21 protein-coding genes are annotated in these 19,103 nt (G+C 73.4%); 9 read left to right on the plus strand and 12 right to left on the minus strand.

From position 1 onward, the window contains the following. Window positions 1-22 precede the first annotated feature (22 nt). Together MPTA5024_RS42260 and MPTA5024_RS17135 are read right to left on the minus strand one after the other, a co-directional pair. Window positions 23-550 (minus strand): MauE/DoxX family redox-associated membrane protein, encoded by a 528-nt coding sequence (locus MPTA5024_RS42260; protein ID WP_051458275.1) that lies wholly within the window; start codon window positions 548-550, stop codon window positions 23-25. A 14-nt stretch (window positions 551-564) separates the two neighbouring features. Beyond that, window positions 565-774, minus strand: a complete 210-nt coding sequence (locus tag MPTA5024_RS17135; RefSeq protein WP_036325072.1) for a hypothetical protein — start codon at window positions 772-774, stop codon at window positions 565-567. 162 nt (window positions 775-936) lie between these two features. Between MPTA5024_RS17135 and MPTA5024_RS17140 the strand changes: the two genes are divergently transcribed. Continuing rightward, window positions 937-1,383 (plus strand): S26 family signal peptidase, encoded by a 447-nt coding sequence (locus MPTA5024_RS17140; protein WP_084369748.1) that lies wholly within the window; start codon window positions 937-939, stop codon window positions 1,381-1,383. Window positions 1,384-1,388: 5 nt separating this feature from the next. Here MPTA5024_RS17140 and MPTA5024_RS17145 read toward each other — a convergent pair whose 3' ends face one another. Next, a complete protein-coding gene (locus MPTA5024_RS17145; RefSeq protein ID WP_051458276.1) occupies window positions 1,389-4,547 on the minus strand; it encodes an AfsR/SARP family transcriptional regulator in 3,159 nt (1,052 codons plus the stop codon). A 237-nt stretch (window positions 4,548-4,784) separates the two neighbouring features. Continuing rightward, a complete protein-coding gene (locus MPTA5024_RS17150; RefSeq protein WP_157099515.1) occupies window positions 4,785-5,183 on the minus strand; it encodes a hypothetical protein in 399 nt (132 codons plus the stop codon). A 161-nt stretch (window positions 5,184-5,344) separates the two neighbouring features. On the opposite strand from MPTA5024_RS17150, the gene MPTA5024_RS40935 reads away from it, so the two are divergent. Together MPTA5024_RS40935 and MPTA5024_RS17160 are read left to right on the plus strand one after the other, a co-directional pair. Beyond that, window positions 5,345-5,839, plus strand: coding sequence for a hypothetical protein (locus tag MPTA5024_RS40935; RefSeq protein ID WP_036325076.1), 495 nt, complete (start codon window positions 5,345-5,347; stop codon window positions 5,837-5,839). Between the two features lie 211 nt (window positions 5,840-6,050). Then, on the plus strand, window positions 6,051-6,569 hold the full coding sequence (locus MPTA5024_RS17160; protein ID WP_332310618.1) for a zinc-binding dehydrogenase: 519 nt from the start codon (window positions 6,051-6,053) through the stop codon (window positions 6,567-6,569). Between the two features lie 5 nt (window positions 6,570-6,574). On the opposite strand, the gene MPTA5024_RS17165 is transcribed toward MPTA5024_RS17160, so the two are convergent. Continuing rightward, complete coding sequence (locus MPTA5024_RS17165) at window positions 6,575-7,366, minus strand: helix-turn-helix domain-containing protein (RefSeq protein WP_036325081.1); 792 nt, start codon at window positions 7,364-7,366, stop codon at window positions 6,575-6,577. Window positions 7,367-7,413: 47 nt separating this feature from the next. Between MPTA5024_RS17165 and MPTA5024_RS40940 the strand changes: the two genes are divergently transcribed. Continuing rightward, entirely contained in the window at window positions 7,414-7,563 is a 150-nt protein-coding gene (locus MPTA5024_RS40940; protein WP_157099516.1) for a hypothetical protein, read from the plus strand. A 7-nt stretch (window positions 7,564-7,570) separates the two neighbouring features. On the opposite strand, the gene MPTA5024_RS17170 is transcribed toward MPTA5024_RS40940, so the two are convergent. Together MPTA5024_RS17170 and MPTA5024_RS17175 are read right to left on the minus strand one after the other, a co-directional pair. After that, complete coding sequence (locus MPTA5024_RS17170; RefSeq protein ID WP_036325084.1) at window positions 7,571-8,041, minus strand: J-domain-containing protein; 471 nt, start codon at window positions 8,039-8,041, stop codon at window positions 7,571-7,573. 21 nt (window positions 8,042-8,062) lie between these two features. Then, window positions 8,063-8,938, minus strand: a complete 876-nt coding sequence (locus MPTA5024_RS17175; protein WP_036325086.1) for a helix-turn-helix transcriptional regulator — start codon at window positions 8,936-8,938, stop codon at window positions 8,063-8,065. A 155-nt stretch (window positions 8,939-9,093) separates the two neighbouring features. Here MPTA5024_RS17175 and MPTA5024_RS17180 point away from each other — a divergent pair, with 155 nt between their 5' ends. Both MPTA5024_RS17180 and MPTA5024_RS17185 read left to right on the plus strand, forming a co-directional pair. Next, complete coding sequence (locus tag MPTA5024_RS17180) at window positions 9,094-10,338, plus strand: PAS domain-containing sensor histidine kinase (RefSeq protein WP_051458277.1); 1,245 nt, start codon at window positions 9,094-9,096, stop codon at window positions 10,336-10,338. 89 nt (window positions 10,339-10,427) lie between these two features. Then, complete coding sequence (locus MPTA5024_RS17185; RefSeq protein ID WP_036325088.1) at window positions 10,428-11,447, plus strand: alcohol dehydrogenase catalytic domain-containing protein; 1,020 nt, start codon at window positions 10,428-10,430, stop codon at window positions 11,445-11,447. An 83-nt stretch (window positions 11,448-11,530) separates the two neighbouring features. Here the strand turns inward: MPTA5024_RS17185 and MPTA5024_RS17190 are convergent, their stop codons facing one another. Then, entirely contained in the window at window positions 11,531-12,550 is a 1,020-nt protein-coding gene (locus tag MPTA5024_RS17190; protein WP_157099517.1) for a L,D-transpeptidase, read from the minus strand. Window positions 12,551-12,710: 160 nt separating this feature from the next. Beyond that, complete coding sequence (locus MPTA5024_RS17200; RefSeq protein ID WP_036325092.1) at window positions 12,711-13,349, minus strand: HD domain-containing protein; 639 nt, start codon at window positions 13,347-13,349, stop codon at window positions 12,711-12,713. Between the two features lie 145 nt (window positions 13,350-13,494). Here MPTA5024_RS17200 and MPTA5024_RS17205 point away from each other — a divergent pair, with 145 nt between their 5' ends. Next, on the plus strand, window positions 13,495-14,619 hold the full coding sequence (locus MPTA5024_RS17205; protein ID WP_232326505.1) for a GlxA family transcriptional regulator: 1,125 nt from the start codon (window positions 13,495-13,497) through the stop codon (window positions 14,617-14,619). Between the two features lie 96 nt (window positions 14,620-14,715). On the opposite strand, the gene MPTA5024_RS42265 is transcribed toward MPTA5024_RS17205, so the two are convergent. After that, a complete protein-coding gene (locus MPTA5024_RS42265) occupies window positions 14,716-15,066 on the minus strand; it encodes a hypothetical protein (RefSeq protein ID WP_036325094.1) in 351 nt (116 codons plus the stop codon). A gap of 186 nt (window positions 15,067-15,252) precedes the next feature. Between MPTA5024_RS42265 and MPTA5024_RS17215 the strand changes: the two genes are divergently transcribed. Then, complete coding sequence (locus MPTA5024_RS17215; RefSeq protein WP_051458279.1) at window positions 15,253-15,678, plus strand: STAS domain-containing protein; 426 nt, start codon at window positions 15,253-15,255, stop codon at window positions 15,676-15,678. 111 nt (window positions 15,679-15,789) lie between these two features. Here MPTA5024_RS17215 and MPTA5024_RS17220 read toward each other — a convergent pair whose 3' ends face one another. Beyond that, window positions 15,790-17,628 carry a cellulose binding domain-containing protein gene (locus MPTA5024_RS17220; protein WP_036325095.1) on the minus strand — a complete coding sequence of 613 codons (1,839 nt, stop codon included), beginning with the start codon at window positions 17,626-17,628 and terminating at the stop codon, window positions 15,790-15,792. 212 nt (window positions 17,629-17,840) lie between these two features. On the opposite strand from MPTA5024_RS17220, the gene MPTA5024_RS17225 reads away from it, so the two are divergent. Next, entirely contained in the window at window positions 17,841-18,449 is a 609-nt protein-coding gene (locus tag MPTA5024_RS17225; protein WP_084369750.1) for a cupin domain-containing protein, read from the plus strand. Between the two features lie 49 nt (window positions 18,450-18,498). Here MPTA5024_RS17225 and MPTA5024_RS43555 read toward each other — a convergent pair whose 3' ends face one another. Further along, the gene (locus MPTA5024_RS43555; RefSeq protein ID WP_036325097.1) at window positions 18,499-19,035 is read right to left on the minus strand and encodes a hypothetical protein; all 537 of its coding nucleotides are present in this window, start codon (window positions 19,033-19,035) and stop codon (window positions 18,499-18,501) included. Between the last annotated feature and the right edge of the window lie 68 nt (window positions 19,036-19,103).

Below are 19,103 nucleotides of genomic sequence, written 5' to 3' on the forward strand. Positions count from 1 at the left end.
GGCGTTCCCTTCGATTCGAGGGTCAGCGGAGGAGATGGAGCAGGTCGTCGAGGAGCACGACGGCGCCCACGGCGACCGACGCCCCCAGCAGGCAGAGCGCGGCGGCGGGTGCCGCCACGGGCGTCGCGGCCGTGGCGGACGTCGCGGCGGCCCCGGCCACCGCGCATGCGACGAGGACGACGTTGCGCGCCACGTGCCGGCGGCCGATCGGCTCGTCCGAGCCGCCCAGGCACCGGCACGGCCCCGTCGTCCCCCGGCGCAGCGCGGTGGCCAGGACCACGGCGAACCCGAGGAGCAGGCCCCCGGCGAGCAGGAGCCCCGGTCTGCCGTCGCCGTCGAGCCCGGGCGCCGCCAGCATGACGACGGTTCCGGCCTCGACGGCGACGACCGCCACGGCGGCCGGCGTCCCGAGGCCCGTGGGAAGGCCGCCGAGCCGCCGTACCGCCGTGGTGAACTCGCCGAACGCCTCCCGCGTGCGCAGCTTCGTGAGGACGGAGATCAGGAAGACCCCCGTCAGCACGAGCCGGACGGTCAGCACGACGTAGACCATGGACGTGGAGCCCGTCAGCAGTACCCGATGTTCTGCCAGGCGCCGCTGCAGCTGCTCCGCCAGTACGTGATGCAGAGGAAGCCGGTCGGGTTGGGGTAGCAGTCCTTGTAGCGGTCGCAGCCGCCCGACGGCCAGTACGTGAAACAGTTGTCGGCCTGGGCTTCGGCGCCGGGGAGGAGCCGTGCGAGGAGCCGGTCTCCCAGGCGGTTCAGCGTCCGGATCATGCGTTCTCCCTTCAGGGGTGCGGGCGTGGTAGGCCGCCCGCCCAGTGAGGATGCTCGACGGCGCCTGCGCCGCGGTTGCGGCCGGCCGCCGGATCGCGCTACCGCGGCGCAACCGGGGCCGGTCAGAATCCCGATCGGGCTGACCGGGCCGGAGGGGTGCCGATGCGACGTTTCGTGATGCTGCTGCTGTTCCTCGCCGTCGCCGCCGGGCTGCTCGCGGCCCGGCGGCGCTTCGTCGTTGTACAGGTGGCCGGGACGAGCATGGTGCCGACGTACCAGCCGGGCGACCGGGTCCTGCTGCGGCGCGGCGGGCGGGTGACCCTGCGGCGCGGCCAGGTGGTGGTCTTCCGGCGCGTCCAGCCGGACGGCGCCCGCTCCTCCGGGCGGGACCTGCGCGGGACGGAGTGGCTCATCAAGCGGATCGCCGCGACCCCGGGCGACGGGGTGCCCGCCGAGGTCGCGGCGCGCGTGCAGGCGGGGCCGGACGACGTCGTCCCGGCCGGCCGGCTGGTGGTCCTCGGCGACGGCCCGATCAGCCGGGACTCCCGGCACTGGGGGTACCTGCCGGTGAACGAGGTGCTGGGCGTCGTCGTCCGCAGGTTGTCCTGAGGGCCTCAGCCGGGCACGCCGCCCCAGCCGGGGAGACCGGCGGTCCGGGAGGCCTCTTCCGCGAGCGACGCGGCGATCTCGGCGGCCCCGCCGGTGTCGCCGAGCCGCTGGAACAGCCCGTGGGCGGCCGTCCACGACCGCGCGGCCGCGACCGGGTCGCCGCGGTCGCGCTGGGCGCGGCCGAGTGCCCCGAGGGCGAGCGCCTGCTCATGGAGGTCGCCCAGGTCGCGGGCCACGCCGACGGCGTCGGTGAGCGTCCGCACCGCCTGCTCCGGCCGGGCGTCGAGGCGGTGCGACTCGCCCAGGACCCGGAGCCCGGCGGCCTGCCCTGACGGCACCCGGAACTCGCCGAACACGGCCAGCGCCGGCTCGACCAGCCTCGCCGCGTTCCGGCGCCCGAACCGGAGGCGCAGATCGCCGAGGGCGAGCAGGAGATACGCCTCGGCCAGCCGCTCCCCACGCGGCCGGCAGACCTGCAGGCCCTCCCACAGCAGATGGGAGACCCGTCTGCTCGCGCTGTGGTCCCGGCAGGCGGCGGCCAGCTCCCACAGGGTGAGGGCCCGGGTCAGGACGCCGCCCCCGCGGACCGCCAGGCGCAGCGCGCCCTCCGCGCAGGCGGCCGCGTCCGCGTGGCGGCCCTGCTCCCGCCAGGTGACGGCCTGGACGTACCAGAGGCGAGCCTGGGCGAGGTCGTAGCCGATCTCCTCGGCGGTGACCATGGCCTCGTCCGCCACCGCGCGGGCCTGCTCGGGGTCGCCCGCACGGCACAGCGCGAGGGCCCGCAGGCACAGCAGGTCGACCTCGCCGTGCCGTTCCCCCGCCGTACGGAACACCGCCAGGGCCTCCTCGGCCTTGTCCGCCGCGACGTCGCGACGAGGCTCCACTCCGGCCATGCGCAGGTAGCCGAGGTCGCGCGTCATCACCGCCTCGCCCCACTGGTTGCCGCCCGCCGCACACGCCTTCAGCGCCGCCTCGTGGGTGGACGACCAGTCCCGGTAGTGGCCGCGGACGGCGTAGTAGCCGGCCGCCCGCGCGGACAGCTCCCAGGCCAGCTCGTCCAGGCCGAGGCGGCAGGCCTGCGCCACCCCCTCCGCCAGGGCCTCCCGCTCGCCGTCGAACCACGCGAGCGGGTCGCCCACCAGCCTCCGGGTGGTGACGGGGTCGGCGTACCAGCGGGGGGCCGTCCCGCGGATGTCGGAGGCCACCTGCTCGGGCAGCCCGCGGCCCGCCGCGTCGGCCATCGCGAGCAGCCCGCCGAGGGCACGGGTGACCGCCTTGTCCCGTTCGCCGGGGGCTTCCTCCAGCTCGGCGCGTTCCCGGGCGTAGAGCCGGACGAGGCCGGGCAGGCGGTACCGGAATCCGCCGGCCCCGTCGCCGCCCTCGCAGCGCAGCCACTGGGCGTCGACGAGCAGGTCGGCGTACGTCTCGGCCTCGCGCACGGTGACGTCGAGGGCCGCCGCGAGCGTCCAGGCGGCGAACGTCGGGACGTCGAGCAGGCCGAGCAGCCGCAGCGCCCTCCGCGCGGGCCTGTCGAGGCTGTCGTAGCCGGCGGCGAGGCCGGTCCGCACCGACAGGTCGCCGACGGCGAGCTCGTCGAGGCGCCGCCGCTCGTCCCGGAGGCGGTCCGCCAGGTCGTCGAGCCGCCAGTGCTCGCGCAGCGCCAGTTTGGCCCCGGCGATCCGCACCGCCAGGGGAAGGTGATCGCAGAGCCGGACGATCTCGGCCGCGACCGATGGGCCGGCCGCCACCCGTTCCGGTCCCGCGATCCGCCCGAGCAGCGCCGTGGCGGACGCCGGGTCGAGGGCGTCCACGTGGACGCAGTGAGCGCTCAACCCGGCCGGCCTTCGCCTGCCCGTGATCAGCACGGCGCAGCCCGCGCCGCCGGGCAGCAGCGGCCTCACCTGCTCCTCGCCCGCGGCGTCGTCCAGCACGAGCAGCACACGGCGGTCGGCCAGGACGGCGCGCAGCAGCCTCTCCCGCTCCTCGGCGCCGTCCGGCAGCTCCCGCGCGTCCACCCCGAGGGCGACCAGGAGGCGCGCCGTCGCCTCGGCCGGGTCGACCGGCGGCTCCCGGGTTCCCCGCAGGTCGAGGTAGAGGCGGCCGTCCGGGAACGTCTCCCGCAGGCGGTGGGCGACGTGGAGCGCGAGCGCGGTCTTGCCGATGCCCGCCCCGCCGTACAGGGCCGCGACCGTCATGGTCGGGGAGGGTCCCGCGTCTGCGAGCCACCGTCGCAGCGACTCCGCCGTCTCGGCCCGGCCCGTGAAGTCGGCGACGTCCGGGGGCAGGTGGCAGGGCGCGATCGCCGCCGGCCCGGTCCGTCCCTCGCTCGTCCGCTCCTCGGCGTCGCCGTTTCCGATGTCGAGGTGCGTGCCGTGCCCGTCCCCGTCGTCCGTCCACGGCCCGAGGAGCTCGTCGACGACCGAGCCGGGCGCGTCGCCCCGCAGGATCGCCTCGTGCACCCGCCGCAGCGTCCGGCCCGGCTCCACGCCGAGCTCCTCGCCGAGCACGGTCCGGGCCCGCCGGTACACCTCCAGCGCCTCGACCTGGCGCCCAGCGCGGCACAGCGCCAGCATCAGGCAGGCGTGCAGCCGTTCCCGGTACGGATGCAGGCCGGCCATCTCGGTCAGGTCCGTGACCAGCTCGGCGTCGCGGCCGCGAGCCAGGTCGACGATCGCCAGCTCCTCATGGGCGAGCAGCCGCTCCTCCTCCAGCCGCCGGGCCTCGTCCGCCACGAGCGCGACGTCCTCGACGCCGGCGTACGCGGGACCCCGCCACAGATCGAGCGCGCGCCGGAACAGCGCAGCGGCCGTCGCCGGGTCCGCGTCCCTCCTCGCGGCCCGCCCGGCCGCCGCGAGGTCGCGGAAGCGCAGCGCGTCCAGCTCCGACGGCCGTACGGTGACGGCGTAGCCGCCGGCGCCGTGAACGATGCGGTCACGCTCGCCCATCGCCCGCCTGAGCCGCAGGACGTACACCTGGAGGGTCTTGTGCGCGCTGGGCGGCGGATCGTCCCCCCACAGCGACTCGATCAGGGCCGGCACCGCCACCGGTCGGCCCGCCGCGCAGAGCAGTGTCGCGAGCAGGCGCCGCAGCATCGCCGCGCCGAGCGGGACGGGCACCCCGTCACGGCTCACCCGTAGCGGCCCGAGAACGTCGAACTGGAACACCCCTCACCCCCGAGAGAACCCGGCCGCCCGCGGCGGCCCCCATTCATCAGCCGAAGCTCCGCGATCGTGGTATGTGGGAGCGCTCCCACCTCAGTCGTGCCTGGACGTTCGCCTTCTCTGCGAAGGGCATCGCGGGCCTGGACCGAGCATCGAAGACGCCGGTATAGACGAGGTATAGGCCCTGATGGCACCCCCTATCGACGTGCTTCGCCGATGGTTCACGGCCGGCCGCCAGGCTCACACGAGGCGCGTGCCGGCCTCCTCGCCGGTGTACTCGTCGTACTCGTCGAACCACACCGATGCGCCGACCTCGGCCAGAAACCTGATGACAGAACCATCGATCATGAAGCACAACATCCCCGCGCCGGGACCGAGCAGGCTCCGCGAGAGAAACAGCTCCACCACAGCCCCGCCGCGAACCAGCTCCGCGAGCTCGCCCACGACGCCGAGCAGAGGCCCGACGACTGCGTTGATCTGCTCCTCCAGTGAGGTCCCGGAGTCACCCCTCGGGGGTTCGAGCACCCATGCCCCAGCCGAAGATGTTCGTGAGGGCGAGATCCCCAACGTGTCGGAGATCTGGGCAGGAGTCAGGCCACGACCGGTGATCCGGACAGATGCACACTGCTCCACGCGCACGACTCCACGCTAGCGAAGCGGTCTCCCAATACCATCGCAGTCGTGTGGGCGCCGAAGGAACGCGACATGCGCCATCCGTCGCTCCACTGACTACGGCGTGATGAGAAGGACCAAAGGGCGGAGCATCGGCGGCTCGGCTGCGGGGGACGCCAGGGGGACTCATGGTGATCGTGCAGCGGATCGTGATCCGGTGGACGAAGCAGGGGCGCGGTGCGGCGGAGGCCGCACGCCGGCGCGAGGTCCCCGCGGCGTTCGCGCTGCCGCCGATGCCGGACGCGCCGCTCGTGCACCACGACCTCCTCGCCGAGGAACGGACCGGGTACGCTCCGGCCGCCGTCGTCCGCGAGCACATCCTCCCGGTACGGCTCGACGGGCTGCGGTTCACGGTGTCGGAGGCGGCGCTCCACGTGACCCGGACGCCGGTCCCGGCCGCGTACCCGCGGGATCGTTTCCCAGGTCAGGTGTTCGTGCTGCGGCCGGGAGAGCGTGCGCGTTACCAGGTCAACTTCCGTTTCAGCGGGTACGGCACGGATTGGTACTACGAGCACTGGATCGTCAACATCGCCCACGAGCCGTGGCGGCGCGACGTGTTCCTGGGCGAGGACGTCGGCCACGAGAAGGACGAGCGCGTGTCCCTCTACGGCGGACCGCGCTGACGCCCGCGCGCGAGCGGAAGACGCCCTGACGTGGCGTTTTCTGTGGCCGCGCATGCCGCCGACGGCGTTTACCGGCGTACGGAGAAGCAACACCAGGACGGTGCCAGAGGACGACCCGCTCCTGTCGTCGCTACTCACCCTCTCGGACGTCTTCTGCACCGGCCACCATTGCGCGGTGAAGGCCGGGGCCGGTCCGCGTACGACGGTCACCGTGATCGGCGACGGAGCGGTGGGACTGTCGGCGGTGCTGGCCGCCCGGCGGCTCGGCGCCGAGCGGATCATCCTCATGGGACGCCACAAGGACCGCACGGACCTCGGCCGCGACTTCGGCGCCACCGACGTGGTGGGCGAGCGCGGCGAGGAGGCCGTCGAACGCGTACGGGAGCTCACCGGCGGCGACGGCTCCCACAGCGTGCTGGAGTGCGTCGGCACGAGGCCGGCGATCGAGACGGCGCTCGGCGTGGTGCGCGACGGCGGCGTGATCAGCCGGGTCGGCCTCCCCCAGTACGGAGACGTGCCGATGGGCGCGGACGCGTTCATGCGCAACATCACGCTGACCGGCGGCGTGGCGCCCGCCCGGGCGTACATCGAGGAACTGCTGCCGGACGTCCTCGAGGGCAGCATCGACCCGGGCAGGCTGTTCGACCGCACGATCGGCCTTGACGGCGTGCCGGAGGGCTACCGCGCGATGGCCGACCGCGAGGCGCTCAAGGTCCTCATCCGCCCCTGAGCCGTCTACCGGGCACGGCGTTCGGCGCGGATGCGGAGGAGTTCGGCGGTGGGCTGGTCGGCGGGGAGGAAGGCCTCCAGATGGAGCTCGGCGAGCGTGACGTCCGTGGCGGTGGCGAACGAGGTGAGCGTGGTGATGAGGCGCAGCTCGCCGTCCGCCGAGGCCAGGCGCAGGGGAACCGCGAAGCCGAGGTGATCGGGGCCGACCGGGACCTGCGGGACATACCCGGCGAGCTCGTCGACCAGCGCGTCGAGGCGCGGGTCGGGGCTGCGCCGCGCCCTGGCCCGGAGGTTCTCGATGATGTGACGGCCCCACTCGCCCAGGTTCCGCACCCTCGGCGCCATGCCGTCCGGATGCAGTATGAGCCGCAGCAGGTTGACCGGGGGAGCGAGCAGCTCCGGGGACGCGCCCTCGGTGAACACCTCGACCGCGTCGTTGACCGCCACCAGTCGCCCGTACGGCCCGATGACGAGCGCGGGGTACGGCAGGTGGCCGTGCAGGATCTGCTCCAGGGCAGTGCGGACGGGACGCAGCGCCGCCTCGTCCAGGCCGGATTCGATGAACACCGGCGCGAACCCGGCCGCGGCGAGCAGGTCGTTGCGCTCCCGCAGGGACAGGCCGAGGGACTCGGCCAGCCGGATCACGATCGCCCGCCCCGGCTGGGAGCGGCCGCTCTCGATGAAGCTCAGATGGCGCTGCGTGGTGCCGGCCAGCGAGGCGAGCTCGAGCTGGCTGATCCGGCGGGACCGGCGCCAGCGGGCCAGCTCCGATCCCACTCCGTTCCGCGTGGTGGTCACCCGCCCTTTCTAACGGCCGCCTACGACATTCGGCGATGCCCTCCCGGATGAGGGGCAGGCCCTCGGTCGAGGCCGTCACACGCGGCAGCACCGGGGTCCGGCTCACCGAGGCGGGGCCGGCACTGCTGTCCGAGGCCCGGGACGTGGGCGTCCTCGGGTTTCGCCGAGCCGGGATGACGGCCGTACACGTGCCGTGAGACGCCGTCAGGCGCGTCCGCGCCTCCGGAACAGCGGACGCCGGCGGCGCGGCGGCGCGGGCGCCGGCGGGTCCTCGACCGGGTGACGGGCCCGCCACTCGGCGGCGATCTCCTCCACGTCGAGGAGCCGCTGGAAGACGGGCGGACCGGACAGCGGCCTGGTCCGGCTCTCCCGGATGCGGTCGTTCACGGCCTCGACGATCCGCCGGCACTCCGCCTCGGTCCGGGCGTCCAGCGCGGCGGCCCGGGAGTCCTCGGCGTCCTTGCGCAGGGCGAGCGTCCCCGGGAGGGGGAACGAGAGGTTCTCGGACTCGAGCTTCTGCTTGATCCACCACATGTCGTCGGACGGCTTGCCCTCACCGGGGAGAGGCTTGCCGGCGCCCGGGAGGTCGTCGAACTCCCCGCGCTCGGCGGCCTCGCGGATCTGCCGGTCGATCCACGTCTCGAAGCTGACACCCGGCGGCTTGCGGTTCGTCACGACCCACCCCTCGGCCCACGATCAGCCCTGCCCCTCCGAGGATACGTAACGCCGTCCCGGCTCCTCGGCGGGCGGGCTCCCCGTGGGCGACCCCAGGCTCCGCAGCCTCCTCAGGGCGTCCTCGGACAGGCTGCCCGGCTCGGCCTCTCCGAGGAAGACGCACAGGTCGGGGGCGCTGTCGATGCGCACCGTCTGGTGCCGCAGGGTCATGTCCCCGACGTCCGGGTGGCGCAGGTGGACGAACTCCTGGTTCCTGCCCCTGACGTCGTACCGGGCCCACAGCCGGCGGAACTCCTCGCTTCCGTCCGACAGTTCCTCCACGAGTTCGAGCAGGAAGGGGTCGTCGGCCGCCCCGCCCTCGGCGCGGAGATGGGCCACGTCGGCGTAGGCCTCCTGCTCCCATTTCCGGTAGAACTCGCGGGCCCGCGGATTCAGGAACGTCAGCCGGATCAAATTGTCGTTGTGCTCCATGTCGCCGAAGATGGCCCTGGCCAGCGGATTCTTCGCGAGGATGTCCAGCCGCCGGTTCACCACGAACGCGGGCGCGTGGTCCCACTTCTCGATGAGCCGCAGGATCGTGGGAGTGAGCTGGCCGGCGGTGTCGGTGGGCCTGCGCCGGGACGACCGCGGGCGGGCCAGCTCGTAGAGGCGCTCGGTGGCCTCGGCGTCGAGCTGCAGGGCCCGGGCCAGCGACTCGATGACCTGCTCGGACGGCCGGCGTTCCCGCCCCTGCTCCAGACGGGTGTAGTACTCGGCGCTGACGCCCGCCATCATGGCCACTTCCTCGCGACGCAGCCCGGGAGTCCGCCGCCGGCCGACCTTCAGGCCCACCTGGTCCGCGGTCGTGACCTGCCGGCGAGCGCGGAGAAAGTCCCCTAATGGGCTCCCAGTCACCATATCGACACGTTACGGCCTGTATGACAAAAAAAGGTAGGTCGTCCCGGTACGTCCTATTGGACGTGGACACCCATAAGGAGGGCAGGCCCCGCGCTCATGGCCGGACAGGCCGCCTAACCTGGAGGTACAGGTGTCCGAAGAGAGGCGCCGGTGAGATGGACTCGATGGTCGACTACGAGGCGGTATTCGCGGCCAGTCCGACCCCCTCGCTCATACTGACGCCGGACCTCGTCATGGTGGCGGCCAACGCCGCCTACCTCGAGGCGGTCGACAGGACGGCCGGGGAGATGCTCGGCCGCCACCTGTTCGCGGTCTTCCCGCCCAATCCGGAGATGATCGAGGAGCGCGACACGCAGGGGGCGGACACCCTCGGCGCCTCCTTCGCGCGGGTCCTGACCACCGGCCGGCGGGACTTCATGCCGGTGCAGCGGTACGACGTGGAGACGCCTGGCAGACCGGGGATGTTCGAGGAGCGCTACTGGAGCACGGTCAACACGCCCGTCCTCGGCCCCGACGGCGGCATCGAGCTGATCATCCACACGACCGAGGAGGTCACCGAGTTCGTGTCGGCGCTCCGCCGGTCGAGGGAGGGCGTCCGGGGCGCGCGGACCCGGCTGGAGCAGGTCGACATCGACGTCTACGCCCGGGCCAGGGAGCTGCAGATGCTCAACGAGCAGCTCATCCGGACCCACAACCGGCAGCGCGAGACCACCTCGGCGCTGCGCGAGGCCATCGAACGGCAGCGCCGGCTCGTCTTCGACGCCTCCCACGACCTGCGGAACCCGATCACCGGCCTGCTGACCGAGCTCGAGGTGGCACTCGCGCAGCCCGACATCGACCTGCAGGACATCCTGCGCAAGCTCCTGCGTGACGCCGAGCGGCTGAACGAGATCGTCGCCGACCTGCTGGAGGTCGCCCGCCTCGACGCCGGCACGCCCGGAGGCGCCGAGCTGCTGGACCTCGGCTACCTGGTGGCGGAGGAGCTGGAACGCCACTCCCCGGCGGCCGCCGCCCTCCGCACCCGGCTCCAGCAGCACGTGATGGTGCGCGCCTCGCGGATCAAGCTGGCCCGCCTGCTCGACAACCTGGTGGCCAACGCCGAGCGGCACACCCGGTCGACGATCGAGATCGTGGTGTCCGTCGAGCCGCCCGAGGCGGTCCTTGAGGTCATCGACGACGGTCCCGGCATCCCGCCGGCCGACCGGGAGCGGGTCTTCGAGCGGCTGTGCCGGCTGGAGGACGCCCGTATCCGGGACCCCGGCGGCTCCGGCCTCGGGCTGCCGATCGCGCGGGAGATCGCCCAGTCGTACGGCGGCCGGCTCTACGCGGCCGACAGCCCCCGCGGCGCCCGGCTGGTGCTCCGCCTGCCTCTCGCGGCGGCGCAGGCGAGACCGGCCTGACCAGCGCGAGCTTTGCATCGTCGCCGGGCCGCTGCTACGGTCGTCCCATTCCAAGACGACCGGTCATTTTGAAACGGGAGGACCAGAGCATGTCCGGCTATCGAGCGTTCACGGTGTCGGGGGCGGGCGACTGGGCCCTCACCGAGCGGGAGGCGGCCCAGCCGGGCCCCGGCCAGGTGCGGCTGCGGGTGGAGGCGTGCGGCGTCTGCGCCACCGACGCCCTCGCGGTGAACGGACTGTTCCGTCCCGACCCGTCGGCGCCGATCGTGCCCGGCCACGAGATCGTCGGCCGCATCGACGCCATCGGCGAGGGCGTGACCGGCCGGCACGTGGGCGAGCGCGTCGGCGTCGGCTTCCTGGGCGGCCACTGCGGAGTGTGCGAGCAGTGCCGCCGCGGCGACTTCGTGAACTGCACCGCCCAGCCGTTGACCGGCACCACGGTGGACGGCGGCTACGCCGAGGTGGCGTACGCGAAGGCGAACGCGCTCGTCGGGATCCCCGAGGCGTTCGACTCGGTGGAGGCGGCGCCGCTGCTGTGCGCCGGTCTGACCGTCTACAGCGCGCTGCGCGACCTCGGCGCGCGCCCCGGGGCTCTGGTGGCCGTCCAGGGCATCGGCGGACTCGGGCACCTCGGCCTGCAGTACGCGAGCAGGCTCGGCTATGAGGTCGTCGCGATCAGCCGCGGCGGCGACAAGGCCGACCTGGCCGCGTCGCTGGGGGCCCGGCACTACATCGACGGCGACGCCGAGGAGCCGGGCGAGGCGCTGCGCAGGCTCGGCGGGGCGGCCGGGATCATCGCCACCGCGGCCAGCGGCGCGTCCATGTCGCCGCTGATCCCGGGGCTGGCGCCGCGCGGCCGGCTGATCGTCGTGGGCGCCGGGCTCGACCCGATCACGGTGACGCCCGGTGACCTGATCTTCGGCGAGCGCACGATCAGCGGCACGATCACCGGCCGGCCCGTCGAGAGTGAGGACAACCTCGCGTTCACGCTGAGCCAGGGGATCCGGCCGATCACCGAGGTGCTCCCCCTCTCCGAGGCGCCGGAGGCGTACGAGCGGCTGAGGGCGGGCCGGGCCCGCTTCCGCATCGTGCTCGACCCCGCGGCCTGAGACCCGGGCGGGCGGCCCGGCGAGGGGAACGTGGCGAGGCCCGCGACCTCAAGGGGGGTCGCGGGCCTCGGGAGAACGGGTGCTCAGCCCTGCTGCGCGGCGGCGGCGCCGCCGGGGGGCAGCGCGCTGCCCTTCTTCCACTGCGTCCAGGTGAGCTGCCAGTAGCTCCAGCCGTTGCGCCAGTCGAGCTTGCGCTTGGTGCCGGTGATCTGCACGACGTCGCCGCGCTGGGCGATGCCGTAGAACCACTTGGCCCCGGCCGGCGTCGCGCGGACGCACCCGTGGCTCTGGTTGGACTTGCCGAGGAACTGGTAGTCGCCGGCGCTCTGGTGCACGTACTCGCCGCTGTCGGAGATCCGCACGGCCCACGGGATCTGGAGCTTGTAGTACAGCGGGTTCTTCGGGTCGGTCACGCCCATCCAGGCGGAGGTCATGGTCTCCACCCGCTTCTTGCCCATGGTGAGGTGGACGCCGCTGGTCGTCAGGTAGACGTCCACGCCGTTCCTGACCAGGCCGCCGCGGCCCGCGCTGATCGGGATGCTCTTGACCAGCTTGCCGTCCCTGCGGACCTTCATCACGTGTTTCTTGGTGTCGACGACCGAGATGTTGGCGGCGCCGACGGCGAAGCGCCGGGTGACGTCCTTCGCGCTCTCGTTGCCCGGGATCTGGCTCAGGTGGGCCGTGAAGGTCACCTTCTGGTGCGGGTGCCAGTACGTGCGGGTGCGGTAGACGGCCTTGCGGTCGGAGACCCACCGCCACGCGCCCTCGACCGGCCTGTCCGCCTGGACCTGCAGGGCGGCCTCGGCCGTCGCGCGGTCGGTCACCTTCCGGTCGAACGTGACGATGATCGGGAAGCCGACGCCGACCTTCTCCATGTTCTCGCCCATGGGCGTGATGTCGGCGATGCCGAGCGGCGTCTTCCGCTGCGCCGTCGAGGCGGCGGCCACCCTGAGCCGCGCCGGGGGCTCCGGCGAGGCCGTGCTCTTCGCGGACGCGGCGACCTGGGCGGGGGCGGGGGCCGCGGCTCCTGCCGAGCAGGCCGTCGCCGCGGCGAGGGCGACGGCGGCGAACGACGCGCCGGCCGCCCGCTTCAGGGTGTTCACGGTCTTCTCCTCATAAACGTGCGTGGTTCACTCCAGGCACTTGCCTGGCATTCCTCCACACGTAGGACGACCGAATGCCCTGATATGTGCGCAGGCCATGGCAACGATCACATAACGGAACCCCGGTAGGCGCGGCTCCGCCCGTATCGCCCTGCCGGCGTCACTCCGGCCAGTCGGAGTTCTGGATCACCTCGACGAAGTCGATGTGCCGGAAACCCGGCACGAAGTGCTCCAGCACGTCGGCGTTCACCGTCCCGAACGTCGTGTCCGGGCGGTCCTGGAACCCCTCGGTGAACGCCGCCAGGATCTGGCGCTTGAAGTCCGGCCGGGGGTGGGCGGCCGTGACCGCCGCCACATCCTGCGGATCGAGGTCGCGGTAGCCGATCCCGAGCACGTCGGTCTCCACACCGGCCGTCACGAGCGCGATCTCCGGCTCCAGCCGGTACGGGATCTCCGGGGTGGTGTGGAGGGCGATCGCCTCCCACACCGTGCGGACCTCGGCCTCGGGCACGCCGTGGGAGGCGAGGAAGCGCCGGGCCTCGTCGGCGCCGTCGATCTCGAACCGCTGGTCGGTGCGCCGGTACCGTTCGGTGAGCCCGAGGTCGTGGAACATCGCCCCGACGTAGAGCAGTTCGGGGTCGGCGTCCAGGCCAAGCCTGTGGCCCTGGAGCGAGCCGAAGAGGTAGACCCGGCGGGAGTGGTGGTAGAGCAGCGGTCGCGCCGCCTCCCGGACCAGCTCGGTCGCCTCCGCGGCGAGCTTCGAGTCCGGGATGGCGACGCCGGCGATGGTCTCGGACATGAGGGTGGTCTCCTTCCCTGGCGTCCCCGCGACAGGGGGACTTTCCTGGTCAGCACCACCCTCGCAAGCGGGGCCCGATGAGCGCCCCGTCCGGAGGGACGTATTCTCCACAGAAACGGACATGTCATGCCAGAGGTGAGGGACGGTGGCGACGGCACGGCGGGGAAGTGCGCACCGCGTCGGCATCCTCGTGTACGACGGGGTGAAGCTGCTGGACGTGGCCGGCCCGAGCGAGGTCTTCAGCGAGGCCAACCTGATGGGTGCCGACTACCGGCTCGTGCTGTGCTCGCCGGGCGGCGAGGGGGTCGTCACCTCGACGGGCATGCGCATCCCGGTCGACGCGGCCGCGGACCGGACCGCCCAATTCGACACGGTCCTGGTCATGGGGGGTGACATCTTCCCAGGACGGCCGGTGGGCCCGGAGCTCCTGGCGGCCGTCCGGGACCTCGCGGAGCACGCCGACCGCATGTCGTCGATCTGCACGGGCGCCTTCATCCTCGCCGCCGCCGGCCTGCTGGACGGCCGCCGGGCCACCACCCACTGGAGGCACACCGGCACGCTGGCCAGGTCGTTCCCCCACGTCTCGGTCGAGCCGGACGCGATCTTCGTGCGCGACGGCCGGTTCTACACCTCGGCCGGGGTCACCGCGGGCATCGACCTGGCCCTCGCCCTGCTGGAGGACGACCACGGCGACGAGCTGGCCCGGCGGGTCGCCCAGTCCCTCGTGGTGTTCCTGCAACGTCCGGGCGGCCAGTCGCAGTTCTCGCCGTCGCTGCGCGGGCCCCGCCCCCAGACGCCGGCGCTGCGGGCGGTCTTCGACGCCGTGGCCGCCGATCCCGCGGGGGACCACGCCGTGCCGCGGCTGGCCGCGCGGGCCGGGATGAGCCCGCGCCACCTGTCCCGGCTGTTCCAGAGCGAGGTCGGCATGTCGCCCGCCAAGTACGTCGAGCTCATCCGCTTCGACGCCGCGAAGGCGATGCTCGACGCCGGGCATTCGGTCACGGCGGCGGCCGAACGGGCCGGGTTCGGCAGTTCGGAGTCCCTGCGGCGTGCCTTCGTCCAGCACGTCGGCATCCCGCCGCGGGCCTACCAGCAGCGGTTCCGCTCGGCCCACCGCGGTGCCGCCGGCGAGGCGCGCCGGGGCGCGGGGGACGTCGCCCCTTGGGGTTCAGCAGACGCAGACACAGGCGCGGACGCGGACGCCGCCCGCCCCGCGGACGGCGGGACGAGCGGCGAAGGTTCCGGCCGCCGGCGGCCGGCTGTCACCTGACGCGGCCGGCGTCCGGCTGTCTCCTGACGCCGCCGGCTTCCGGCGCACGAGACGCGGGCGGCGTTCAGGATGGCCGGCCTCCGGCGCGACCGGCTTCTAGTGGACCGAGGCGGACGCCGCGGCGGAGGCGATCAGGGTGCCGGTCCCCGTGCCGGCGCCGCCGGTCCCCGTGCCCGTACCGGTGCCGCCGGTGCCGGTTCCCGTGCCGCCGACCCGGGCGCCGATGCCGAGGTCGAGGCCCACGTTCAGCCGGATGGGCAGCAGGATGGTCAGCCCGATGACGATGCCCGGCCGCCGGGTGACGGTCGGCGTGGGGCTCGGCGTCGGGCTCGGCGTGGCGGTGGGCGTGGCGGTGGGCGACGCCGTCACCGTGGGCGCCGGGGTCGGGTCGGCGTGGGCCGGGCTCGTGGCGAGCAGCCCGGCCGAGGTCAGCAGGGCAACGGACATGGTACGAGCGGTGAAACGCATTGGCGATACTCCAGCTTGATTACTAAACGTAACGACTGCGTACCGCTTCGTATCCGTGATCAGGCAGCGGAAACATAGCCTCCCCCCAAGGGATCACGAAAAAGCTCCCGTCTGATGCCCCTTCCGACGTGTGATCACCCTGTGGGCTGGTAGACATACGACAACATGCTCGCCCTGACCCCGCTGGGCGGAGACACGACGATGCCCGATCAGATGGATCCGACACAGCGCTTCGCGATGTCCGTCCGCGTGCAGGAGGACGTGGTGGTCGCGAGCGCGTCCGGAGATCTCGACTACAACCACGCCGCGCAGTTCCGGGAACGCCTCACCGAGGCCAGGGACGCGCTCACCCCGCTCGCGCTGGTCCTCGACCTGAGCGCGGTGACGTTCTGCGACTCGATGGGGGTGGGCGCGCTCGCCGTCCTGCTCAACCAGAGCCGCGAGCACGGCGTCTCCCTCGTCCTCAGCGCCCTGCCCACCCACCTCGAACGGGTGCTCACGCTGACCGGCCTGCGGCCCGCCTTCCGGGTGGAGCCCACGGTCGACGACGCCGTGTCGGCCGTACGGGCGCACCGGTCGCCGCCCGTCTGACCCGCGGGTGAACCCGCGACCCGCGGGATCCTGCCGCGCGCGGCTGACCGCGGCGCCGAGACGTGAGCCTCGACGCCGCGGCCGGCTCGATCGCTCGCGATCAGCTCCCTATCAGCTCGCGGTGCAGGCGACCGGCGAGGGGACGGCGTTCGCGCCGGGGGCGGTGCCGGTGAAGCCGAACGTCGTGGAGGCGCCGGGCGCGAGCGAGCCGTTGTAGCTCACGTTCGTCACGGTCACCGAGGCGCCCGACTGGGACACCGTTCCGTTCCACAGCTGGCCGACGGTCTGGCCGTTCGCGAACGTCCAGCCGACCGTCCAGCCGGAGACGGCGGTGGTCCGGGTGTTCCTGACGGACACCTCACCCTGGAAGCCGCCGGGCCACGAGTTGGTGATCGTGTACGTCGCCGTGCATCCCTGCCCGGAGGTCGGCGTGGGGGTGGGTGTGGGCGTCCGGCTCGGGCTCGGCGAGGGGCTCGGCGACGGGCTCGGCGACCGGGTGGGGCTGGGGGACGGCGAGGGCGTGCCGCCGCCCGAGGCCTTCAGCACGGTGATCGAGTACGGCGGGAGCGTGATCGAGGTCGCCGAGGAGCCGGTGGTCGTCGAGATCGAGGTGGCGCCCTTCTTCCACTGCAGGACGGTGCCGCCGCCCGGCGAGAACCCGGAGTACGACAGCGAGACGGTCGTGGAGTTGGACGGGTCCTTGTTGACCAGGAGCACGTTGACCCCGCCGGAGGTCTTCACCGCGTGCGCCGCGAGCAGCGGGTTGGACGACGTCGCCTGCACGATCGCGTCCCCCGGCGACCCGGCCTTCCCGGCCATCGCCAGCCCGTAGTAGGGCGGGAACGGCGTGTTCAGGGCCGGCTCGCCCGAGCTTCCCGACGACAGGACGCCCTCGTCGTGATAGTCGACCGTGCCGTCGTCGTTGGTGCCGGGCGACTGGCTCGTGCCGTTGTGCGTGTTCCACCAGTCGAGGGTGAACGCGCCGTTCTCGTACCAGGCGAACCGGGTGTCGGCGGCGAACAGGGCCGCGGTCGCGCTGGTGAGCTGGTAGCCCGGGTTCATCTCGGTCACCGCGATGCCGATGCCCGGCGCCCTGCTCCCGGCGTACTGGCCGATGAGCGACCGGAGCGTGCTCACCATCGACGGGATCTGGGCGGCCTTGGTCAGGCTGTCGGCGGCCGAGGACGCCCCCGGGTACCAGTGGACGATCACGAAGTCGGCCTTGTCCTGCACGATCGACATCACGGTGTGGTTCCAGTCGGCGCTGTCGCCGGAGCCCACGACGCCGTCCGGCCATCCTCCGGGCGTGGTGAGCACCACGCCGACCTTGATGGAGGAATCCACGGCCTTCATCGCCGAGATGTATTGCAGCACGTTCGTGGCGTACGCCCGGGGGCTCTTGTCGGAGTGGGTGTCGTTCTCCCAGCCGGAGCCGTAGTGGCCGTTGCCGTAGACCTCGTTGCCGATCTCCCAGAGCTTCGCGCCGTACCCCTTGGTGACGTTCGCGTACCGCACCCAGTCGGCCGCCTCCTGCGGGGTGCCGCTCCCGTAGTTCGCGATGATCACCGGCTGCGCGCCGATCGCGCGGACCGTGCCCATGTACGTGTCGAAGTCGGTGCCGGGCGCGACGTAGCCGCCGTCGGCCGTGTTCGTCTTCCAGTGGTAGATGTCGCCGTACGAGCCGCCGGGGTAGCGGAGGGCCGTGACCCCGGCGTCCCTGAGCAGCCCGGAGACGGCCGAACTGTTCATGTTCCCGTCGTAGACGGCGGCGTTGAGGCCGTGTCCGGCGGCGGGGATCGTGCCGCGGCCCGCCGCGGCGTCGACGGTCACGGTCGCGGTGGTCGCCGCGGACGCGGGCGGCGCGCCGAGCGCCGCGGAGGCGGCGGCGAGTGCGGCCGCCGCGATCAGGGCCACGCCGGCACGCCGCCGGGGGTGGAGCAAGCCGTGCATGAGGACTCCTCGGGGACGTTCGCGTGCGGGCCCGCCCGCACGGCGCCGTGGTGGGCGCGAACACGGGGATCCTTGCCTCGGCGGCTCGAAAGGGTCAACGATGCGAGCGCTATCAACGCTACGACCTGCGCGTATTTTTGACGGACGATGCAACTTTCACCGGGGGTGGGCAGATCGCGGCCGTCGTCCGAACGGGCCGTAGGATCGGCGCCATGCGCGTGATGACGCTGGCCGGTCTTCCCGGCGGGCCCTCGGTCCCGGCCGCCGACGACGCCGAGGCGCTGCGCGTCGCGGCCGCGGCCTTCACCGGCCCCGAGCCGGTGGTCGCGGTGGACGACGACGGACGGGTGCGCTTCCTGCGCCGCGACGTGACCGGCGCGTTCGTCGCCGTCCAGGAGCGCCCGCCGGTCGCCGAGGCCCTCGGCCTGCTCCCCCACCCCGAGGGCGGGTGGTACCGCGAGACGTGGCGGACGGCGGCAGGCGTCGAGCCCCCCGGCTACGGCGGCCGCCGCAGCACCGCGACCGGCATCTACTTCCTGCTCCAGCCCGGCGAGGAGTCCGTCTGGCACTGCGTGCGGTCGGACGAGGTGTGGTTCTGGCACCGGGGCGGCCCGCTGGCCCTGGTGCTGGGCGGCGCGGGCGAGCGTCCCGGCGCGGAGACCGTGATCACGCTCGGCCCCGATGTCGAGGACGGCCAGGTGCCGCAGGCGCTCGTGCCCGCGGGCACGTGGCAGGCGGCCCGGCCGGCCGGAGCCGAGGACGTCCTGGTGAGCTGCGTGGTCTCCCCGGGGTTCGACTTCGCCGACTTCACCGCCCTCTGACCCATCCGGCCTCGTGGCCATGGCGCCGCGCGCCGCGCGGCACCCGCGGTCAGGCGCCGGGGAGGCCGACCCGGTCGGGCACCTGCCGGGGCAGGCCGCGCAGCCAGCCCTCGACGTCGTCGGGCCACCACCGGCCGGCCGACAGGTCGCGCAGCGCGTCCCGCACCGGGCCCGCGGAGGCCGGAGCGGGCACCACCCGGGTCGGCGCCGCCCCGGCCAGCACGCCCATCCACCAGTGCCGCCGGGTGGGCGGGAGCCCGTCGGGGTCGAGGACGACGTAGTAGTCCGGCAGCACGACGCGTTCGGCGCGCAGCGCCCCCAGTGCGGTCTCGACGGCGACCTCGAGCGCGCCCACGGGAGCCGTCCCGTCGAAGAAGCCCACCCAGGCGTCGCCGACCTCGCCGAGGGGGTCGCCGTCGTGGACCACGTACGTCGTCGCCGCCCGCGCCGCGGCGTCGGTGACCTCGGCAGGCGACCGTTCCCCGCCGACGATCGCGCGGACGTTGTGCAGCCCGCCCAGGCCTCCGACGACCTCCGCCGCCCGTTCGCCCGCCACCACGACCACCGTGCTGCTCAGCCGTCGCATACCGGGCAGTCTAGGCGTTCTGTCCAGGGACGTCGCCGGCGTGGCGGGCCGGCGGGTGAGGGGGACGC

It is taken from the genome of Microbispora sp. ATCC PTA-5024 (assembly GCF_000511135.2).
GTDB lineage: Bacteria > Actinomycetota > Actinomycetes > Streptosporangiales > Streptosporangiaceae > Microbispora > Microbispora corallina.